The 17,222-nt window shown below is 55.3% G+C and carries 14 protein-coding genes and 1 tRNA gene; all 15 read left to right on the top strand.

Annotated features, from left to right (window positions below; genetic code table 11):
- Positions 1-140 precede the first annotated feature (140 nt).
- The 15 genes from infA to ACN0XZ_RS14375 all read left to right on the top strand — a co-directional run bounded on the left by infA (position 141) and on the right by ACN0XZ_RS14375 (position 17,221).
- Entirely contained in the window at positions 141-359 is a 219-nt protein-coding gene (infA, locus tag ACN0XZ_RS14305; protein ID WP_417458466.1) for a translation initiation factor IF-1, read from the top strand.
- A 60-nt stretch (positions 360-419) separates the two neighbouring features.
- Positions 420-1,028: a Maf family protein gene (locus ACN0XZ_RS14310; protein ID WP_417458606.1), complete on the top strand. Its 609-nt coding sequence runs from the start codon at positions 420-422 to the stop codon at positions 1,026-1,028.
- Positions 1,025-2,407 (top strand): ribonuclease E/G, encoded by a 1,383-nt coding sequence (locus tag ACN0XZ_RS14315; RefSeq protein WP_417458467.1) that lies wholly within the window; start codon positions 1,025-1,027, stop codon positions 2,405-2,407. The genes ACN0XZ_RS14310 and ACN0XZ_RS14315 overlap by 4 nt, the downstream gene beginning before the upstream one ends.
- An 18-nt stretch (positions 2,408-2,425) precedes the next feature.
- A complete protein-coding gene (locus ACN0XZ_RS14320; RefSeq protein WP_417458468.1) occupies positions 2,426-2,596 on the top strand; it encodes a DNA gyrase inhibitor YacG in 171 nt (56 codons plus the stop codon).
- A gap of 134 nt (positions 2,597-2,730) precedes the next feature.
- Positions 2,731-2,806, top strand: a tRNA-Phe gene (locus tag ACN0XZ_RS14325).
- Positions 2,807-3,140: 334 nt separating this feature from the next.
- Entirely contained in the window at positions 3,141-4,820 is a 1,680-nt protein-coding gene (locus ACN0XZ_RS14330) for a GmrSD restriction endonuclease domain-containing protein (RefSeq protein ID WP_417458469.1), read from the top strand.
- Positions 4,817-5,323 carry a hypothetical protein gene (locus tag ACN0XZ_RS14335; RefSeq protein ID WP_417458470.1) on the top strand — a complete coding sequence of 169 codons (507 nt, stop codon included), beginning with the start codon at positions 4,817-4,819 and terminating at the stop codon, positions 5,321-5,323. The genes ACN0XZ_RS14330 and ACN0XZ_RS14335 overlap by 4 nt, the downstream gene beginning before the upstream one ends.
- Before the next feature lie 695 nt (positions 5,324-6,018).
- Positions 6,019-7,647 (top strand): TldD/PmbA family protein, encoded by a 1,629-nt coding sequence (locus tag ACN0XZ_RS14340; protein WP_417458471.1) that lies wholly within the window; start codon positions 6,019-6,021, stop codon positions 7,645-7,647.
- A gap of 40 nt (positions 7,648-7,687) precedes the next feature.
- On the top strand, positions 7,688-9,049 hold the full coding sequence (locus tag ACN0XZ_RS14345; RefSeq protein WP_417458472.1) for a TldD/PmbA family protein: 1,362 nt from the start codon (positions 7,688-7,690) through the stop codon (positions 9,047-9,049).
- Positions 9,050-9,121: 72 nt separating this feature from the next.
- A complete protein-coding gene (locus ACN0XZ_RS14350) occupies positions 9,122-9,853 on the top strand; it encodes a DUF4159 domain-containing protein (RefSeq protein ID WP_417458473.1) in 732 nt (243 codons plus the stop codon).
- Positions 9,854-9,882: 29 nt separating this feature from the next.
- Positions 9,883-10,878, top strand: a complete 996-nt coding sequence (locus ACN0XZ_RS14355; RefSeq protein WP_417458474.1) for an AAA family ATPase — start codon at positions 9,883-9,885, stop codon at positions 10,876-10,878.
- Positions 10,879-10,896: 18 nt separating this feature from the next.
- Positions 10,897-11,805, top strand: coding sequence for a DUF58 domain-containing protein (locus ACN0XZ_RS14360; protein ID WP_417458475.1), 909 nt, complete (start codon positions 10,897-10,899; stop codon positions 11,803-11,805).
- Entirely contained in the window at positions 11,768-13,105 is a 1,338-nt protein-coding gene (locus ACN0XZ_RS14365) for a BatA domain-containing protein (RefSeq protein ID WP_417458476.1), read from the top strand. Before ACN0XZ_RS14360 ends, ACN0XZ_RS14365 begins: the two co-directional genes overlap by 38 nt.
- On the top strand, positions 13,098-15,356 hold the full coding sequence (locus tag ACN0XZ_RS14370; RefSeq protein ID WP_417458477.1) for a hypothetical protein: 2,259 nt from the start codon (positions 13,098-13,100) through the stop codon (positions 15,354-15,356). Before ACN0XZ_RS14365 ends, ACN0XZ_RS14370 begins: the two co-directional genes overlap by 8 nt.
- Positions 15,356-17,221 (top strand): hypothetical protein, encoded by a 1,866-nt coding sequence (locus ACN0XZ_RS14375; RefSeq protein WP_417458478.1) that lies wholly within the window; start codon positions 15,356-15,358, stop codon positions 17,219-17,221. The genes ACN0XZ_RS14370 and ACN0XZ_RS14375 overlap by 1 nt, the downstream gene beginning before the upstream one ends.
- Position 17,222 lies beyond the last annotated feature (1 nt).

Below are 17,222 nucleotides of genomic sequence, written 5' to 3' on the forward strand. Positions count from 1 at the left end.
CTGCACCGCAATAGTGCCCAAATACGCGCACATGACCACCAACTTGAGCAAATAATGGGGCAAAACAGCCAAAATTGTTGCAATTCGGCACCAAGGTCGTCATGTATGGGCGCGACTAAAAGCCATAACAAGGAGACAAAATGGCTAAAGAAGAAGTTTTGGAAATGCGCGGCACAGTGACAGAACTGCTGCCTAACGCAATGTTCCGCGTCAAACTGGAAAACGATCATGAAATCCTCGGGCATACCGCCGGGAAGATGCGCAAGAACCGTATTCGCGTTCTCGCAGGCGATGAAGTGCTCGTTGAACTGACGCCATATGATCTGACCAAAGGTCGTATTACCTACCGCTTCAAGTAAGCGCATGGTGGCTTGATGGCAGCGAAGCCCTCTCATAATTCTCAGGACTTTCCATCATCAATGCCCTCGCTTGCGCCAGCACCCCTGTCGGCTGAAACACTTGTCCTTGCGTCCGCTTCACCGCGGCGGCGAGATCTGCTGGCACAAATTGGCATCACGCCCGACGTGATAGCCCCCGCAGACCTTGACGAAACGCCTATAAAAGCAGAACTGCCCAAAGCCTATGCCGAGAGGTTGGCGGCAGAAAAGGCCCTCGCCGTTGCCCCCGCCCACAAGGCGGCACTCATTCTGGCGGCGGATACAGTGGTGGCATGCGGCAAGCGCATATTACCAAAAGCGGAAGATGAGGCCACGGCGCGCCAATGCCTCGCCATGTTGTCAGGCAGGCGGCACCGGGTGATATCTGGCATCTCGCTTATCGGGCCGGGTGGCAGGCAGCTCACCAAATCCGTCACCACAACCGTGGCCTTCAAGAACCTGAGTCATGAAGACATTGAAGATTATATCGCGAGCGGCGAGTGGCACGGAAAAGCTGGCGGATATGCCATACAGGGGCTGGCCGCAACATATGTCAGGTTTATTCAGGGCTCCTACAGCAACGTGGTAGGACTTCCCCTATTTGAAGTTGGTGGCTGGCTCAAAGCTCATTTACGGAAATCCGCATCATGACGATACAGATGATCATTGAACCCGGCATCGGCCAGTGGCGTAGCGCTTTGCTGGACGAGGATGGGTTTCCTTCAAGCCTGAGTTTTCACGATGAAACAGCGCTCAGTCCGGTAGACGCCATTTTTAGCGCGCGGGTCACAAAGCTCGACACCACAAATGATATGGCCTTCCTTGATCTCGGCAATGGCCTCACTGGCGCCATGAGCCTGAGACGTGCCAAGCTGCTTGTGAAAGGCCGGGCGGATAAAATCTCCGACTGTGTAACCGAAGGTGCGGCGCTTATCGTACAAGTGGTGGCGGAAAGCGCGGCAAGCGAAGGAAAAGCTTATAGCGTGACCCCTCGCCCTCGCTTGATGGGGCGATATGTGGTTGTTGAGGCTGGCGGGGCCCGGCTTAATTTCTCGAAAGACCTACAGCCCAAAGCCGTGAAAGCGTTGACGCCTCTGCTGGAACCGCTGGCGGCGCAAGGCGCTCTCATCGTGCGATCACGCGCGGGCGTTGTAGCCCCCGAGGTTGTAGCTGCGGAAGCCGCGGTGCTGATGGCGGCGCTTACCCCAGAAAATGACAAGCTGGGCCTTCTTTTTGCCTTCAGCCCTATGGAGCAAGCGCTGATCGCCGTGCCCGATGGGGACGGTGGTGTGGCAATTGAAGGGGGCGGGCCTTTCGCCAACGCGCGCTCCGTCGCGTCGGAGCGCTGGCCGGATATTCTGGACCGCCTCACAACCTACGACGGAGACGGCCCTGCCTTCGAGCATTATGGTGTTGAAGAGGCCATTGAAGAAGCTCTCGCAGGCAAGATACTGCTGCCTTCAGGCGGCTGGATATCCATTCACGAGACACCTGCATTGACGGTTGTTGACGTGAACATGGGGCAGGCGCTCAAGGGCCGCGCGGCAGGTGATGCCAAACTGATTGTCAACATGGAAGCCGCGATGGCTGTGGGCTATCACCTGCGCTTTCAGGATATTGGCGGCTTGGTCGTGGTTGATTTCATCGACATGTCGGCCAAAGGGGCCGCACGCGACCTGATGCAAGCGCTTGATGCCGCGTTTGAGGAAGACCCTGTGCCCGTACAGCACACCGGCGTTTCACAGTTTGGCCTGGTTGAGATCAGCCGCAAGCGCAAGGGCCTATCCCTGAAAGCACGCATGCAGCGCAACCGTGAGCCTGACATGCGCCCAGAAGCAGCGGCGCTTGAGCTTATGCGCAAGGCCCGGCGTCTGGGCCGTAGTGCAGCACCTGGCGGCCTCGTGATCACTGCACCCAGGGCGGTATGCAACTGGCTTGAAGCGCATCCGGTTTATAGGGATGACCTGACGCTCCAGACCCAGCGCGCGTTAACCTTCAAGATCGGGACACTGGCGGTTGAGCTGGCCTAACAGAAACAGGGGGAACTCATGAGCACACCCAAGTGCCCGGAATGCGGAAAACCAATGGTGAAGGACTATCGTCCTTTCTGTTCAAAGCGCTGTGCGGACGTGGATCTGGGGCGCTGGTTCAATGAAGAATATACCCTGCCCGGCGACAGTGAAATTCCTGACGATATCGGTGAGGCCGACGACCGTTAATGTGGGCCATTCCGCTTTGTTTTCTGCTCCTATCCGCAATGTAAAAAAAATAACATTCAGCGCTGGACAGACCCCGGAATATTGCCTATAAGCCCCTTCGCTAACGCATGGTGCTGACGCACCGTTTGCTATATGCCCGGGTAGCTCAGTTGGTAGAGCAGCGGATTGAAAATCCGCGTGTCGGTGGTTCGAATCCGCCCCCGGGCACCACTTAAAAACCCGCCTTAACCGGCGGGTTTTTATGTTTTCAGGCCCTATTTTTTCGGCAAACCCCCCGTCCCATTCGGCCAGCCCTAAGGCCCAATATCCCTGACGCAGCCTTCAGCGCCCCCCCTCCCACGCGCGGGAGGACAAAGTGGACCTTCAATTCTGGTCGCTACCGATTTTCGGGCAAAGGATTAAAGGGGATAAGCTCATAAACCCTATGGTCGCTTGTTCTTGACTTTGTACCCTGATCCAAACAGGCTCCGGTCTCCACGTATTAGTGTATTGCACTGCCGACACTAGAAATACGTTCGCAACTCTGTGAGATGGGGGACGTCAATTGATTGAAGCTCGAAATAGAACTTTACCAAGCTGGTTTGAACGTATTCGAAATAGACAAATAACCTTGCCGCGTTTTCAACGCTTTGAGGCCTGGGATCATCAAAGGGTAAGCGGTCTGCTGGAAACTGTTCTGGCCGATCTCCCTGCCGGAGCAGTTTTGATACTTGAGGTAGGGGAGGAAGAAAAGTTCCTGTCAAGGCCAATCACTGGCGCACCCACCACAGGCGACCGAGTGACCGAACACCTTTTGGATGGGCAGCAGCGTTTTACTGCACTATGGCGAGCCCTCAATAACAATTATCCCGACAGAACCTATTATATTTGGTTAGAGCCTGATGAAGACGGCCATCCACATCAGATATGGTCAAGTGCTCGATATATTAAGGACGGCAGCCTCTACCCGTTATGGTTGGAAGATCCCCAAAAAGTCTGGCAAAAAAAGATGTTGCCGATCTCCCTTATGTGCCCAGGCAGCGAAGGGGAATCCAGACTGAATGAGTGGGCGCTAGCTGCCAGCGCCGGCGACAGCAGCGTGGAAATATCCATCCTTAAGCTCGGCGCAAAATTCCGCGCTCTGTTCGATAAGTTCAATATCCCGTTTTTATCACTTCCAAGCACAACAGACACAGACACAGCACTCAATGTCTTCGTGCAAATGAACACATCGTCGGCCCCTCTGGACGCATACGACATTGTGGTCGCTCAAGTTGAAGCGGCTACTAGCGCGTCCCTGCACGACATGACGAATGAACTCAATGAATATGTACCAGAACTCAAGCAATACACTGCGTCAAGAGACTTTGCGCTGCAAGTAAGCGCTTTACTTCAAGACAAAACTGCCACCAGATCAACTTTCCTAGACAAATCCTTTAGCGGGCATTTGATAGAGAACTGGAACGCAGTCAAGCTGGGCACAAAAAGAGCCATAGGATTTCTGCAGGAAGAGAAAATCTTTGATGCCAGGCGGCTGCCGACCGACGTTTTTCTAGCGCCGCTAGCAGCCCTATGGTCCACCGTTAGAGACGGCTTGGATGAAGAAGGGGACGCAAGAACAATTCTCAGAGCCTATATTTGGCGGGCCTTCTTTACAGACCGGTATGAAAAAACAAGCGCCACAAGAGCGCATGTAGACTTTAGGCAGTTGTCGCGGCTGTTGGCGGGAGACAAATCCGAAACGCCACTCATTTTTAACGAGGCCGAATTCCCACTGCCAGAAATGGAAGAGCTGGTCTCTGCGGGTTGGCCAAAACGCAAGGACAGATTACCCCGCGCTCTGCTATGCTTGGCTCTTCAAAGGGGCGGGCTCGACTTTGCAGATGGCGCACCCGCAAACAGCTCACAGCTGGAAAAACGCGAATACCATCATGTCTTTCCCCAAGCCCTTTTGTCCAAGTCATTTACTGACGCAGAAATATACAGGGCTTTAAACTGTGCCCTAATAACTTGGCGCACCAACCGAAACATATCAGCCAAGTCACCCCAGCAATATATCAGTGAGCGGGTCACAAACACGACCCTTGGCGAAGAAGAAATAAAAAGGAGACTGGAAAGTCATCTTATCCCCTGGGACGAGATCAAACTGGGTAGCTACGACGAATTCCTTTTGGCGCGGGCAAATAAAATGCACAGTGAAATGAAAAGATTGTGCAGAATCGACATTCAGGGGCTCGGGAAATGAACTTGCTGAGGTTAAAGTTCAGTGTTGCTTTTCAACGGCTTGAGTATGCACTCAAAGAGGCAGGTTATCATCGCCCCAAATCCGACCAAAACGACGCGGCTGAGGTCGATTGGCCCAGGTTTAAGAAAGCGGCCAATGCCTCAGGGGCGACCGCCTCGTTGCCCGAGTTACATCAGCTACTAATGGACCCTCCAATGAAGCAGTATAGCAGGGACGGGGCACTTCCATGGGACGCAGCCGAATTAGGCGGCGGCGGGTCCACATTCGAAGCCATAGAGGCAATTAAGAGGATGAGAAACAACCTTTTTCACGGCGGCAAGGGAAATGAAGCGGCTCACGCTCAAGAGAGGAGCGACAAGCTTTTGCAGTTAGGGCTTGCTGTAATCGAAAAGCTCATAACGATTGACCCAAAGGTTGAGCATGCATTCTGGGACACCTTTGACTCCCATTTCGAGAAAAGCGTCTTTCAAATAGCTCCCCAGCTGGATGAAGGAATAAACTGACACTCAAGTACAACATCGAAAATTCACCACCCTACCACCGCTTTGCTGCTCCGCCAATCGCTGCACATTTTGCGGCAGGTTGGTGGTGACGATGATCTGGTCATAGATGCCGTTCGGTAGATACACCGTCATCAGCCATTTGAGCAATTCCTTGCGGGACCTCATCCCACCACCTTCAGGTCGGGCTCGGGCGTCTGGTTCAGCTTGTTCAGGATGTCGCGCGCTTTCTTTGATGTTTCCGTCGGCTCTAGGTGGCTATAGCGCTCAGTCATGCTGTCGCCCACCCTATCACATTCGTTTAATCTCATGTTTCACGGCTCATCGCACGAGACAGGGCGTTTATCGATTTTTTGTAGTTGCATTTGCAAGCTTCTGCCTAGTCTCGATCCGTGACTTTTAGACCGTCGTAACCCGCAGGAAGCCCGAGAGAGCCAAAAGAGCTCCAGGCGGCCCACTGCCGGTGAAAGTGCAATTCAGGAGGCCAGACGGCGCTGCAAGTCCAGTGATTGAGGGAGCGAACGTGCGGGTAAATCTCATTTACTCGTGAAAGTTTTCTACCTACCATCGCTATTGGCAGTGGGGCGAATGCCATTCGGTCTTCGAAATTTTCTCTTTTTCAGAGCAATCCTCACCACCAAACCCTCTTGTCAGGGGGTCTCGCATAGGGAATGAAACGCTAAACTAAAGGCAATAAAATGGACAGACGGCAATTTATCAAGATTACAGGGGCTGGGATGGGCGCGATGATGCTGCCAATCACCGGCCGCATGGTTTCCGCTGAAGCACTTCTTGAAGCACCTGCTGATGTGGCAATGAAAAAACGCATGGCCACGGTTGCGCTCAATGCTGCAACAAGCAAGGGTGCCACATATGCTGACGTGCGCATCGGGCGGTACCTTAACCAGTTCATCACGTCGCAGGAAAAACGCGTCAACAATATCGTCAACACTGAATCATACGGTGTTGGTGTGCGGGTCATCGCAGAAGGCACCTGGGGGTTTGCTTCCACGTCTGACACCACTGATGACGGTATCGCAAAAGCGGCTGAAGCGGCTGTGGCCGTTGCAAAGGCCAACGCCAAGTTCCAGACCGAGCCCGTACAGCTTGCACCAGTGAAAAGCTATGGCGACGTGAGCTGGAAAACGCCGATCACCAAAAACGCGTTTGAAATTCCGGTTAAAGACAAGGTTGACCTTCTGATGGAAGTGAACAACGCAGCCCTTGATAATGGCGCGAGCTTCATCACCTCCATCCTCTTCCTTGTGAACGAGCAGAAATATTTCGCCTCCACGGAAGGTTCTTACATCGATCAGGATGTGCATCGCCTGTGGGCACCATTCTTTGCCACCTCTGTTGGCAAAGAAGGCTTCAAGCAGCGCCAAGGCCTTGGCAACCCGGTTGGTATGGGCTTTGAGTATCTGGACGGCAAGCCTGAAGATAAAATCCAAGTTCAGGGCGCCAACATCGGTTACGGCAAGTCCTATGACATGGTGGAAGACGCCCGTGAAGCCGGTAAACAGCTGCAGGCCAAACTGAAAGCCAAGTCAGTTGAGCCAGGCAAATACGACCTTGTGCTTGACCCGCATCACCTGATGCTGACCATCCACGAAAGTGTGGGCCACCCACTTGAGCTCGACCGTGTGCTCGGTTACGAAGCCAACTATGCAGGCACCAGCTTCGCCACCCTCGATAAATGGCGCAGCGGCACCTTCCAGTATGGCTCAGAAATGGTGAACCTCTTCGCTGATAAAACGCAAGTAGGCTCGCTCGGCTACGTTGGCTGGGACGATGAAGGCGTGAAAACCAAAGAATGGGATCTGGTTAAAGACGGTATCCTCGTCAACTATCAGGCCATTCGCGATCAGGCTCACATCATCGACGAAGACGAATCCCACGGCTGTTGTTATTCACAAAGCTGGCGCGACGTTCAGTTCCAGCGCATGGCGAACGTTTCCCTGCGCCCGAACGAGGAAGACATCAGCGCAGACGATGTTATCGCCGGTGTTGAAAAAGGCATCTATATCGCTGGTCGCGGTTCCTTCTCGATCGACCAACAGCGTTATAACTTCCAGTTTGGTGGTCAGCTCTTCTATGAAATCAAGGACGGCAAAATTGTCGACCAGATTGAAGACGTCGCCTACCAGTCCAACACACAGGAGTTCTGGAACAGCTGTGTCGCCATGGCTGGCAAGTCTGACTACCGCATCGGTGGTTCCTTCTTCGATGGTAAGGGTCAACCTTCACAGGTTAGTGCCGTATCCCACGGCTGCCCGACCACGCGCTTTAACAACATCAACGTCATCAACACGGCCCGTAAGGTCTGATGAGCGATTTGGCGAAACAAGGAATCATTGAGGTACGAACATGGCTATTATGACACAAAGCGAAGCCAAAGCGCTGATGACCAGAGTTATTGGCTTCTCAAAGGCAGAATCAATCGAATGTAACTTGAACGGTGAAGTAAGCGGCAACATCCGTACCGCCCGCAACACCGTCAGCACTGCAGGCGAGTTGAACGATACGATCCTGACGGTACAAAGCACCTTCGGGCAAAAAACCGGCGTTGCAACCACCAACGAGTTCACCGACGAAGCACTCGAGTCTGTTGTGCGCCGTTCGGAAGAACTGGCGCGGCTCGCGCCAGATAACCCTGAGTTCATGCCGATCCTCGGCCCTCAGGAATATATCGAGGTAAACACCCACGCTCAGGCTACAACGGATGTGACCCCAGCGTGGCGCGCAGATGCGGCAGATGCCTGTATTTCCGTCTCGAAAGAGCAAGGGCTGGTATCGTCAGGCTTCCTGAACGACAGCGACACTTTTGCCGCGATCATGAACAGCAAGGGCCTTTTTGCCTACAACCGCTCAACGGATATCAACTTCTCCGCCACTATCCGCACCGAAGACGGTAAGGGGTCAGGCTGGGTGTACCGTGACTTCCACGACGCCTCTAAAATGGATACCCGTGAAGCATCGCGCATCGCAGCCCAGAAAGCTGTTTCAAGCGCGGACGGCAAGGCCATGGAGCCGGGTAAATATACCGTCATCATGGAGCCAGCAGCCACCGTGCAACTGCTCCTCAACATGTTCAACAACATGGGCCAGCGTACAGCGGACGAAGGCCGCAGCTTCCTCAGCAATAAGTCAGAGGAAGAGGGCGCACCGAAAAACCGCTTGGGCCAGAAGATGTTTGACGAGCGTGTGACCATCTATACCGACCCACAAAGCCCCGACACACCAACCCCGCCGTTTGCAGGCGACGGTGCAGCGTGTCATCGGACAGAGTGGATCAAGAACGGTGTGGTCACCAACATGCCAAACAGCCGTTACTGGGCAGAGAAAACTGGTGTGCCATATGTGCCAACCCCATTCGCGGGCAACGGCCTCTTTGGCGGCAATACATCGATCATCATGGAAGGCGGTAATGAAAGCCTTGAGGACATGATCAAGAACACCCGTCGCGGTGTGCTTGTGACCCGTCTCTGGTACATCCGTCAGCTTGACCCGCAATCCCTGATGTACACAGGTCTGACACGGGACGGTACTTTCTACATTGAAGACGGCGAGATCAAATATCCGATCAAGAACTTCCGCTTCAACGAAAGCCCGATCATCATGCTCAACAACCTTGAAGCGCTTGGCAAACCCCAGCGTATCCAGGGCTGCATGATCCCGCCGATGAAGATCCGCGACTTTACCTTCAGCAGCCTTTCGGACGCTGTGTAGGGAAAGCGCTTAACACATAGGGCTTTGGGGGTGCGCGAGCACCGCACCCCCTCATCCCGGCGAGACACCATCATGCATCGTAGAACTTTTATAAAGTCGCTAGGCTCACTTGGGCTTTTGGGGACACTGGGAGGCTTGTTGCCTGAAGCCCGCGCGAATGCGGCGCCCGAGGCCAGCGGCATACCCAATGATTATGACTTCTATTTCACCCGATTGAGCTACGAATCCGGTGACTGGGAGGTAGATGAACGCACGCCCGCAAACATCCTCAACTCGCTCATTGAATATACCACCATCAGGGTAGACCTGCGTGAACGTATCGTGGCGCTTGAAGACCCGGCGATGCTGACAGCTCCTTTCTGCTATATGGCAGGGCACCGGCTTGTGGAGTTCAACCATTCTGAACGGCAGAACTTTGAGACATACGTGAGAAACGGCGGTTTTGTTTTCGTGGATGACTGCAACCACGATATCGACGGCCTTTTTGCCCGTACGTTTGAGAGCCAGATGGAGGAGATTTTCGGGGCTGATGCACTTAAGAAAATCCCAAACGACCACCCGATCTATTCATCCTTCTTCAAGTTTGATGGCCCGCCCAGCACAGGACTGGAGTTGAACGGCTGGGGCGATGATCTGGTGCATGACTACTTGAAGGCAATCGAGATCAACGGCCGCATCGCTGTACTCTACAGCAACAAGGATTACGGCTGTGAATGGGACTATGATTTCAGAAACAAGAGATGGCTGACGGTCGATAACACCCGCTTCGCGGTGAATATCGTTGTGTATGCCATGACGGCTTAAAGCCAAAACCTACGACAGGCGAAAAGACCATGGATGAAGTGCAATTAAAATCGACAATCGGAAAACTGGACGATGTGATCGACGAAGTTGGCAAGGTTATTGTGGGCCAGCGCGATATCATCGAGGAACTTCTTATCAGCATATTGGCCGGCGGCCACTGCCTGCTTGAAGGTGTGCCTGGGCTCGCCAAAACACTGATGGTAAGCACGCTTTCCAGAACGCTGGAGCTGGACTTCCACCGCGTGCAGTTCACGCCCGACCTGATGCCATCTGACATCATCGGCACCGAAATTCTGGAAGAAGACCACTCAACCGGCAAACGCTTCTTCAAGTTCCGTAAGGGGCCTGTGTTCACCAACATCATGCTGGCGGACGAGATCAACCGCACGCCGCCAAAAACACAGGCGGCCCTTCTTGAAGCCATGCAGGAGCATAGCGTGAGCTATGGCGGTGAGCGCTATGAGCTGCCCAAACCGTTCTTCGTGCTCGCAACCCAAAACCCGGTGGAACAGGCGGGCACCTACCCGCTGCCCGAGGCCCAGCTTGACCGCTTCCTCATGTTCATTCGTGTAGGCTACCCAACCGAAGCGGATGAGGTTGAAATCCTTAACCGCACCACGGGTTCCTATAAAGCTGAGCTCAACCGGGTCATGGGCGCTGAAGATATCGTGGCGCTACAGTCCTTCGTTACCTCGGTCGAGATTTCCACGCCTATCCTCAACTATGTCGCACAGATCGTGCGGGCTACCCGCCCGGCGGACAGCCCGGTGGACCTGGTGCAAAAATATGTGCGCTGGGGCGCGGGCCCACGCGCAGGCCAAGCCCTCGTGCGCTGCGCCAAGGCAAAAGCGCTGATCTCAGGCCGGTTCGCTGTCACGCTTGATGATATCCGCTTTGTGGCCAAGGCCGTGCTGCGCCACCGTATCCTCTTGAGCTTCCAGGCAGAAGCCGAGGAAATCGCGATTGAAGCGGTCATCGAAGCACTTTTCAAGGGTGTGCCAGAACCCAAAAGCCCGATCGCTTAAGCATAGGTCGCCCACGTCATGGAACAGTTCATTGACCCCAAAACGCTTGCCCGTGTGAAAGACATGCCACTGATCGCCAAGACGGTTGCGGATGGCTTCCTGCATGGCTTGCACCAAAGCCGCCAACGCGGTGTGGGCATTGAATTCAGCCAATACAGGCCCTATGGCGACGGGGACGACCTGAGCCGGATCGACTGGAAATTGTTCGCACGCTCAGACCGCTACTTTGTGCGTGAGGCAGAGCGTGAAAGCGAAATTGCCGTGTGGTTTGTGCTGGACGCGAGCGCGTCCATGGCCATCGCAAGCGACGTGACCACATCCGGCAAAACACCGTGGACCAAACTGGACTATGCTGCGCACCTTGTGGCCGTGCTGTCTTATCTCGCCTACCGGCAAGGCGACCGCATCGGCTTCATGGCGCTCTCAAGCGACAGGCAGCATGTGGTACCGCTCGGCGGCGGGGAGCAGCACTGGTCCAGCATCCTGCTTGAGCTCGCACGTGTGAAACCGGGTGCGGTTTTCCCCGGCAAAGAGATGGTCGGCACGCTCCTCCGCAGCCTGCAACAGCCGGGCATGATCATCATGGTGAGCGACTTTTTTGAACGCGCTGACGAACTTCTCGGTTTCACCCAGTCCCTCGCGGGCAGCAAAACCGAGGTCTCCGCCATCCAGCTTAAAACAAGCGATGAACTGGCGTTCCCCTACAAGGGCGCGGTGCGGTTTGAAGATGCGGAAAGCGGGGAGCAGGTGCTTGTATCTGCCCGTAACGCCAAACAATTTTATCATGACGCCTACGCCGAGTTTCAGGCCGGGCTGGAGGCTGCACTCCTCAAGCAGTCTGCCGATCTGACCAGCATCAACATCGATGAGCCGATGGATCAGGCCATGTATGATTTCCTCAAAAATCGCGGAAAGGTCGTGCGCTAAAATGATCACTGCCTTCAGCGATATCAGCTTCCTCAATGCCGGTGCGAGCCTCGCGTTCCTTACGCTCCTCATCCCCATTCTCATTCACTTGTTTAACCGGAGCCCCGGTCTTCGTGTGGTGGTGGGCTCTATTGAGCTTATCAAGAGAGCGAAAGCACGTCGGGTAACCGAGATCAAGCTGATGCAGTATATCCTGCTGCTGCTCCGGCTCATTATTTTCAGCCTACTCGCGCTTGTTCTGATGGGTCTTGCATCCCGCGCCTTTTTCCAGGTGCCTGAAGGCACAGCATACGTAAGCCCGGCGTGGGTAGCCGAAGCAAACGAGGATGAGATCACCCAGCTTCAAAACGACCATGCTGGCAGTGATATCTTCCTGCTCGACAGCGCCCTGACGCCCCTGAGCACATCAGTAATTGCTGAGGTTAAAGCGGGCGGTGTGGCAACGCAACTGGATGGCCAAAGCGGCGCCATTCTTTTGGCTGCCTTGAGCGCCAAAAAACATAGCGATAACACCCATGTTTATGTCACGGACCTGAGCGGGGAATATACGGGCACCGCCCCCGGCAATTGGCCACTTAACTGGCACATCAAGGAAAGCTCCTTCACGCCGGAACAGACCAAAACCCCGATTGCACTTACGGTGTTTACCGACCCCGCAACCGCAACAGATACAGCCCTTATCGAACGCGCGGCAATCGCCCTCAATCGTCACCGCAATGTGGATATCAGCCTGAATGTAACCTCAAGCGAAACGGTGGATGGCGCAGATATCAGTGGCGCGGACTGGGTTTTTTGGCTCAGCCCCACCCCGGTGCCAGATACTTTGCTGGGCACAGGCTCAGCCGCCCGCTTCCTAACCTATGGACGTGAGCGCGCAGGCGCTATAATGCAAGGGCAAGCGGATGTCTATCCATTCACACGCCTCAAGACCCGCCGTATTGCCCCGAGCCCTTCAGGCGGCGAAGTTTTATGGACCGCAGAGACGGGGGAGCCGCTCCTGACCCGTACCGTGCAATCAGGCAAAGAGGTGTATCACCTGTTAGCTGGCTTCTCCTCTTCAAGCCTTGGCGCAGCGCCAGACTTTGCCGAGCTGTTCCTTCAGATTCTCACGAGCCCCGAGGGTTCCGACGGCACTTTCAGCCATGCGCCTGTCACCATCGCGCGCGGCACAGATGAAGCTAAAAACCTGCCTGCTTTTACTTATCCGCAGATGCCGCGCACCGACTGGCTTCTATTGATGCTGGTGGTTTTCTGGGTGCTTGAGCGTTGGCTCAGTGAAAGGGCTAGCCGAGATGCCTGATACCAAAAACACAGAAATGTTCGCTTCACCGCTCAGGCTCCTGCGCCGCCGCGCTGTTGTTGGCCGCGCCGCAGTCGTGCTGCCACTCGCGTTTGGTGTCGCTTTCCTCGCGCATTGGCTGGGCTACTCCGTCTTGGTGGCAGCTGGCGTTGCCCTTGCCGCACTGGTGCTGGGCACAGGGCAGCTATGGTTCAGCCGGAGCTACAGGCAAATCACAGTGGAAAACTTCCTCCTGCACCTCAACCGGGCGGACAAGGGATTTGAAGAAAGCGCGCAGCTGATCACCCGCGACGGCAAAACGCTCAGCATCTTGCAGCGCCTCCAGAAAGATAAGGTGCGGGCACACTATGAAAAGCTGATTGCTTCCCCTTCCCTTTGGTTACCCGCACGCGACACCAAAGGCATCAAGATCGCGAGTGTGCTTTGCATCATTGCGTTGGCGCTGAACCTGCTACCCTCGCCTGACTGGACAAAAAACCTGCCAGCCCCCTCCGGCACGGAAGGGGGGCAGCAAGACGAGGAAACGCCCGCGGCCCTTCAGTTTGCACGCATTAGCGTCATGCCGCCTGCCTATACCAGCTTGCCCACGGCGGAGAGCGCAGACCTGAATATCAGCGCGCTTGAAGGCAGCAACATCACCTGGCATTTGCGCCTTAGCCGCACCGATGGCCGCTATGAAATACGCCTGCGGGACGGCGCCACCGCACCACTTGTGCAGGCAGAGAATGGAGAATTTACCGCCAGCATGGTCGCCTCCAATACCGGCCTATACCGCATTGTGCATATCGTGGATGACGAGGCCTTACCTCTTGAGGACATCTATACCCTGACAGCGGAGAAAGACCGTGCGCCTCAAATTCGGGTGCTGGAGCCAAAAACCACCACGCTTGAAATCCCACGTAAAGGACCAGCCACATTCCCCTCCACAGCCCTGATCACAGATGATTACGGCATTCAGGATGTCTTCATTCGAGCTTCTGTCGCCAAGGGCACGGGTGAGGCGGTGAAGTTCCGCGATGAAGTTTTCACCTTTGACCGGCAGGAAACCTCAGAGCAGGGAACCCTTTTCCATAAAGACTGGGACCTGCCAGCCCTGGGCATGGAGCCGGGGGACGAAATTTATTTCACCGTCATAGCGCTTGATAACAAAACTCCAGAGGCCAATGAAGGCAAATCGGCCACCGTGATTGTGCGCTGGCTTGATGAGGTTGAGCGCGAGATTGCAGCAGAGGGTATCGTCAGCAACTTTGTGCCTGAATATTTCAAAAGCCAGCGGCAGATCATCATCGAGACCGAGCAGTTGATTGCGGACAAACCCGTGCTTGAGAAACAAGTGTTTGCCGACACGTCCTACAGCCTCGGGTACGCACAGAACGATCTCAAACAGCGGTACGGCCAATATCTGGGAGACGAGTTCGGCGAAGGCCCAGGCGACCAGTTAACCGGTGGCGGCGCGGCCACCGAGGCCGATCACCACGACGATGAAGATGGTGAAGACGAGCATCATGAAGAAGGCGAACGGCCTGAGATAGGACATGACCACGGCAACGAGGCTCCATCATCGGACAAAACCGGTGCCGCAGACCTGATCGCAAAATTTGGCCACGCCCATGAGGACGCGGACATTGGCCCTATCGCGAAGCGCGACCCAAAAACGCTGATGAAAAAGGCTGTCAGCATCATGTGGCAGGCGGAACTGCACCTGATGTTGGCGGAACCTGAAAAAGCCCTGCCGTTTGAGTATGAGGCGCTTAAATATCTCAAGCTCGCCAAACAGGCAGACCGCATCTATGTGAAACGCCTTGGTTTTGAACCACCACCGGTTTCTGAAGAGCGCCGCCTTGAAGGCGAGCTGGATGAGATCGAAAGTTATGAAAGCAGCATCACACCGGGCCTTGAAACCGTGGCAGACGCCCGGCTTGTGGCGGCGGTCTACTCGCTCCTTTCCACAGAGGGTGCAAACCATACCCTGACGGATGAGGACCGCAAGCTGCTCACCGATTTGAGCGCGCATCTGATGGCCCTTTCTGAAGACAGGCCTGCCATGATCACCTATGCGGCAACGGTTGAGAAGATGCTGATGAACGGCTCTATCACGCTGTCCGCTTGCGATGGCTGTACGGTGAAGCTGGGTCAGGCCCTGTGGGCCATGCTACCGAGCGTGACAGCACCACCCCGCGGCAGGGACAGCTTCATATTATTCTCAGACCCGCTGGCGTCGGACATGATGGAAAAAGGGATGAAACCGTAATGTTTGCTGACTGGGTTATCACATCCCCCTCAATGCTTGTTGTTTTTGCCATGCTGGTGCTTTTTGTCTCCTGCATCTCTGTGCTTCGCGCGGCAAGAACACGCATCACAAAGCCGAGCCGCTGGTGGGGTGTTATCACACTCAACCTTATCGCTTACTGCACGATTGCCCTTTTGTTGTGGCAGCCCATGAAACCCCGTGAGGTGACCGGCGCCATCACACTGGTGACAGACAGGGGCTTCGAGGCTGAAGCAAAAAGCGGCTATGCGGCCCCCGGTGTGCTTCATGGCGGCGAAACGGCGGGCCTGACACCACTGCCGAGCGTTCAGATCCTGCCTATGCGGGAGCCAGACCTCGCGACCCTCAACCTTCAGGGCCACGGCCTTTCAGCCAGCGATCTTGCTGCTCTGCCGAGCGATATTCAGGTCAACTGGCAGGCACCCGTGCTTTCAGGGCTAACCGGCGTGCGCTGGCGTAAATCCCTGCCGCTTGGGGATAAGCTTTTTGTTAGCGCCAGCTATCACGCGCCCGAGGGCCGTGAGGGCGATATTTTCACCGCTGAGCTTAAAGACCCGGCTGGCAATACGGTTGAACAAGCACGACTGAAAAGCGGTGACCGTTTTATGCTGTCTGCCACACCGAAGCTTGACGGGCCGTTGATGTATTCGCTCACGCTCGCAGACCGCCTGGGCACACCGCTGCAGCAGGAGAATATCCCGGTTTCCGTTCAGATGCCTGCGCGTGTGAGCATGTTGGTGGTGCAATCGGCACCCTCATTTGAAGCTCGTCATCTGCTTGAATGGGCGGCCCGTTTTGACGCGGAGTTATCTGTGCATACCCGCATAAGCAAGGACCGTTATATCCGCCAGGCCAGCGAAGGCACTGAGGATACTGGCTTGCCGCCGCTTTCAGGCCCGTCACTTACGAGTACAGACTTCCTCCTGCTCGACGGGCGCATGCTCACACTGATGAGCGCGGACGAACGCATCCAGCTTGAAGAAGCCATAACAAGCGGGCTTGGTGTGCTTGTGATCGCGGACAGCGTGCTTCTGGGCGGGCTTGAGGATGCTCCATTCTCGCCGCTCAGTGGTTTCCGCGCGGCAGCTATTGAAAGCCAGACCACAAGCGCCGTGCCGGTGTGGGCGGGTGGCGCAAACGAGACAGCACTGCCGATCCTGCCGATGCAGCTTACCAATCCGGACGCTGAAGTGCTCATTCGCACCGCAACGGGGCGCGCGCTTACCCTCGCCACCAATGTCGGGCTTGGTAAATTTGCGCTGACCACACTCCGTGACCGGCATGTGTGGGCCACCAGCGGCGACAATGCCACTTTCGCGAATTACTGGTCTTTCATCTTGTCCAACATTGCCCGGCAGGGCCGTGACCACATGTTGCTGCCACAGGCAGAAAGCACCATCGCACGTGCGCAGGAGATGGTACCTCTTTGCCTGCTCTCAAAAAACGAGGCTATGGGGCTTAAAATTGAGGCGATGACGGGCGATTTGGTACGCCACACTCGCGCCACACAAACCAGCACACTTTCGCCACACCACTGTGCTTTTTTCCAAAGCGACGCCCCCGGCTGGTATCAAATATCGATCGAAAATTCTGATACTTTAGCGAACGACGCCAAAGCAGGCACGGCAGATGCAGCCTATATTTACCTGCATGGGCCGGATGAATGGCGCACAGACGACCAGTTTAAGCGGCAGAACGCAAGCAAACGGTATCTGGCGCTTCGCCAAACTGAGGGGCAGGGCAACGTCTCCCGGGACCTGCTCCAGAAGGCCATTCCGACCTTCTGGCTCTGGCTGATACTGGTGGTTTCCGCAAGCCTTCTTTGGCTTGAACGCAAGCTCGACTAGG

The sequence above is a fragment of the Kordiimonas sp. genome, assembly GCF_048264555.1.
In the GTDB taxonomy this organism is placed as follows: domain Bacteria; phylum Pseudomonadota; class Alphaproteobacteria; order Sphingomonadales; family Kordiimonadaceae; genus Kordiimonas.

Bases quoted from the DNA above. Each gene is read 5' to 3' on its own strand.
- ACN0XZ_RS14335 (WP_417458470.1), top strand. From the start codon at position 4,817: ATGAACTTGCTGAGGTTAAAGTTCAGTGTTGCTTTTCAACGGCTTGAG.
- ACN0XZ_RS14350 (WP_417458473.1), top strand. From the start codon at position 9,122: ATGCATCGTAGAACTTTTATAAAGTCGCTAGGCTCACTTGGGCTTTTG.
- ACN0XZ_RS14360 (WP_417458475.1), top strand. From the start codon at position 10,897: ATGGAACAGTTCATTGACCCCAAAACGCTTGCCCGTGTGAAAGACATG.
- ACN0XZ_RS14365 (WP_417458476.1), top strand. From the start codon at position 11,768: ATGATTTCCTCAAAAATCGCGGAAAGGTCGTGCGCTAAAATGATCACT.
- ACN0XZ_RS14345 (WP_417458472.1), top strand. From the start codon at position 7,688: ATGGCTATTATGACACAAAGCGAAGCCAAAGCGCTGATGACCAGAGTT.
- ACN0XZ_RS14340 (WP_417458471.1), top strand. From the start codon at position 6,019: ATGGACAGACGGCAATTTATCAAGATTACAGGGGCTGGGATGGGCGCG.
- ACN0XZ_RS14320 (WP_417458468.1), top strand. From the start codon at position 2,426: ATGAGCACACCCAAGTGCCCGGAATGCGGAAAACCAATGGTGAAGGAC.
- ACN0XZ_RS14370 (WP_417458477.1), top strand. From the start codon at position 13,098: ATGCCTGATACCAAAAACACAGAAATGTTCGCTTCACCGCTCAGGCTC.
- ACN0XZ_RS14375 (WP_417458478.1), top strand. From the start codon at position 15,356: ATGTTTGCTGACTGGGTTATCACATCCCCCTCAATGCTTGTTGTTTTT.
- ACN0XZ_RS14355 (WP_417458474.1), top strand. From the start codon at position 9,883: ATGGATGAAGTGCAATTAAAATCGACAATCGGAAAACTGGACGATGTG.
- infA (WP_417458466.1), top strand. From the start codon at position 141: ATGGCTAAAGAAGAAGTTTTGGAAATGCGCGGCACAGTGACAGAACTG.
- ACN0XZ_RS14315 (WP_417458467.1), top strand. From the start codon at position 1,025: ATGACGATACAGATGATCATTGAACCCGGCATCGGCCAGTGGCGTAGC.
- ACN0XZ_RS14310 (WP_417458606.1), top strand. From the start codon at position 420: ATGCCCTCGCTTGCGCCAGCACCCCTGTCGGCTGAAACACTTGTCCTT.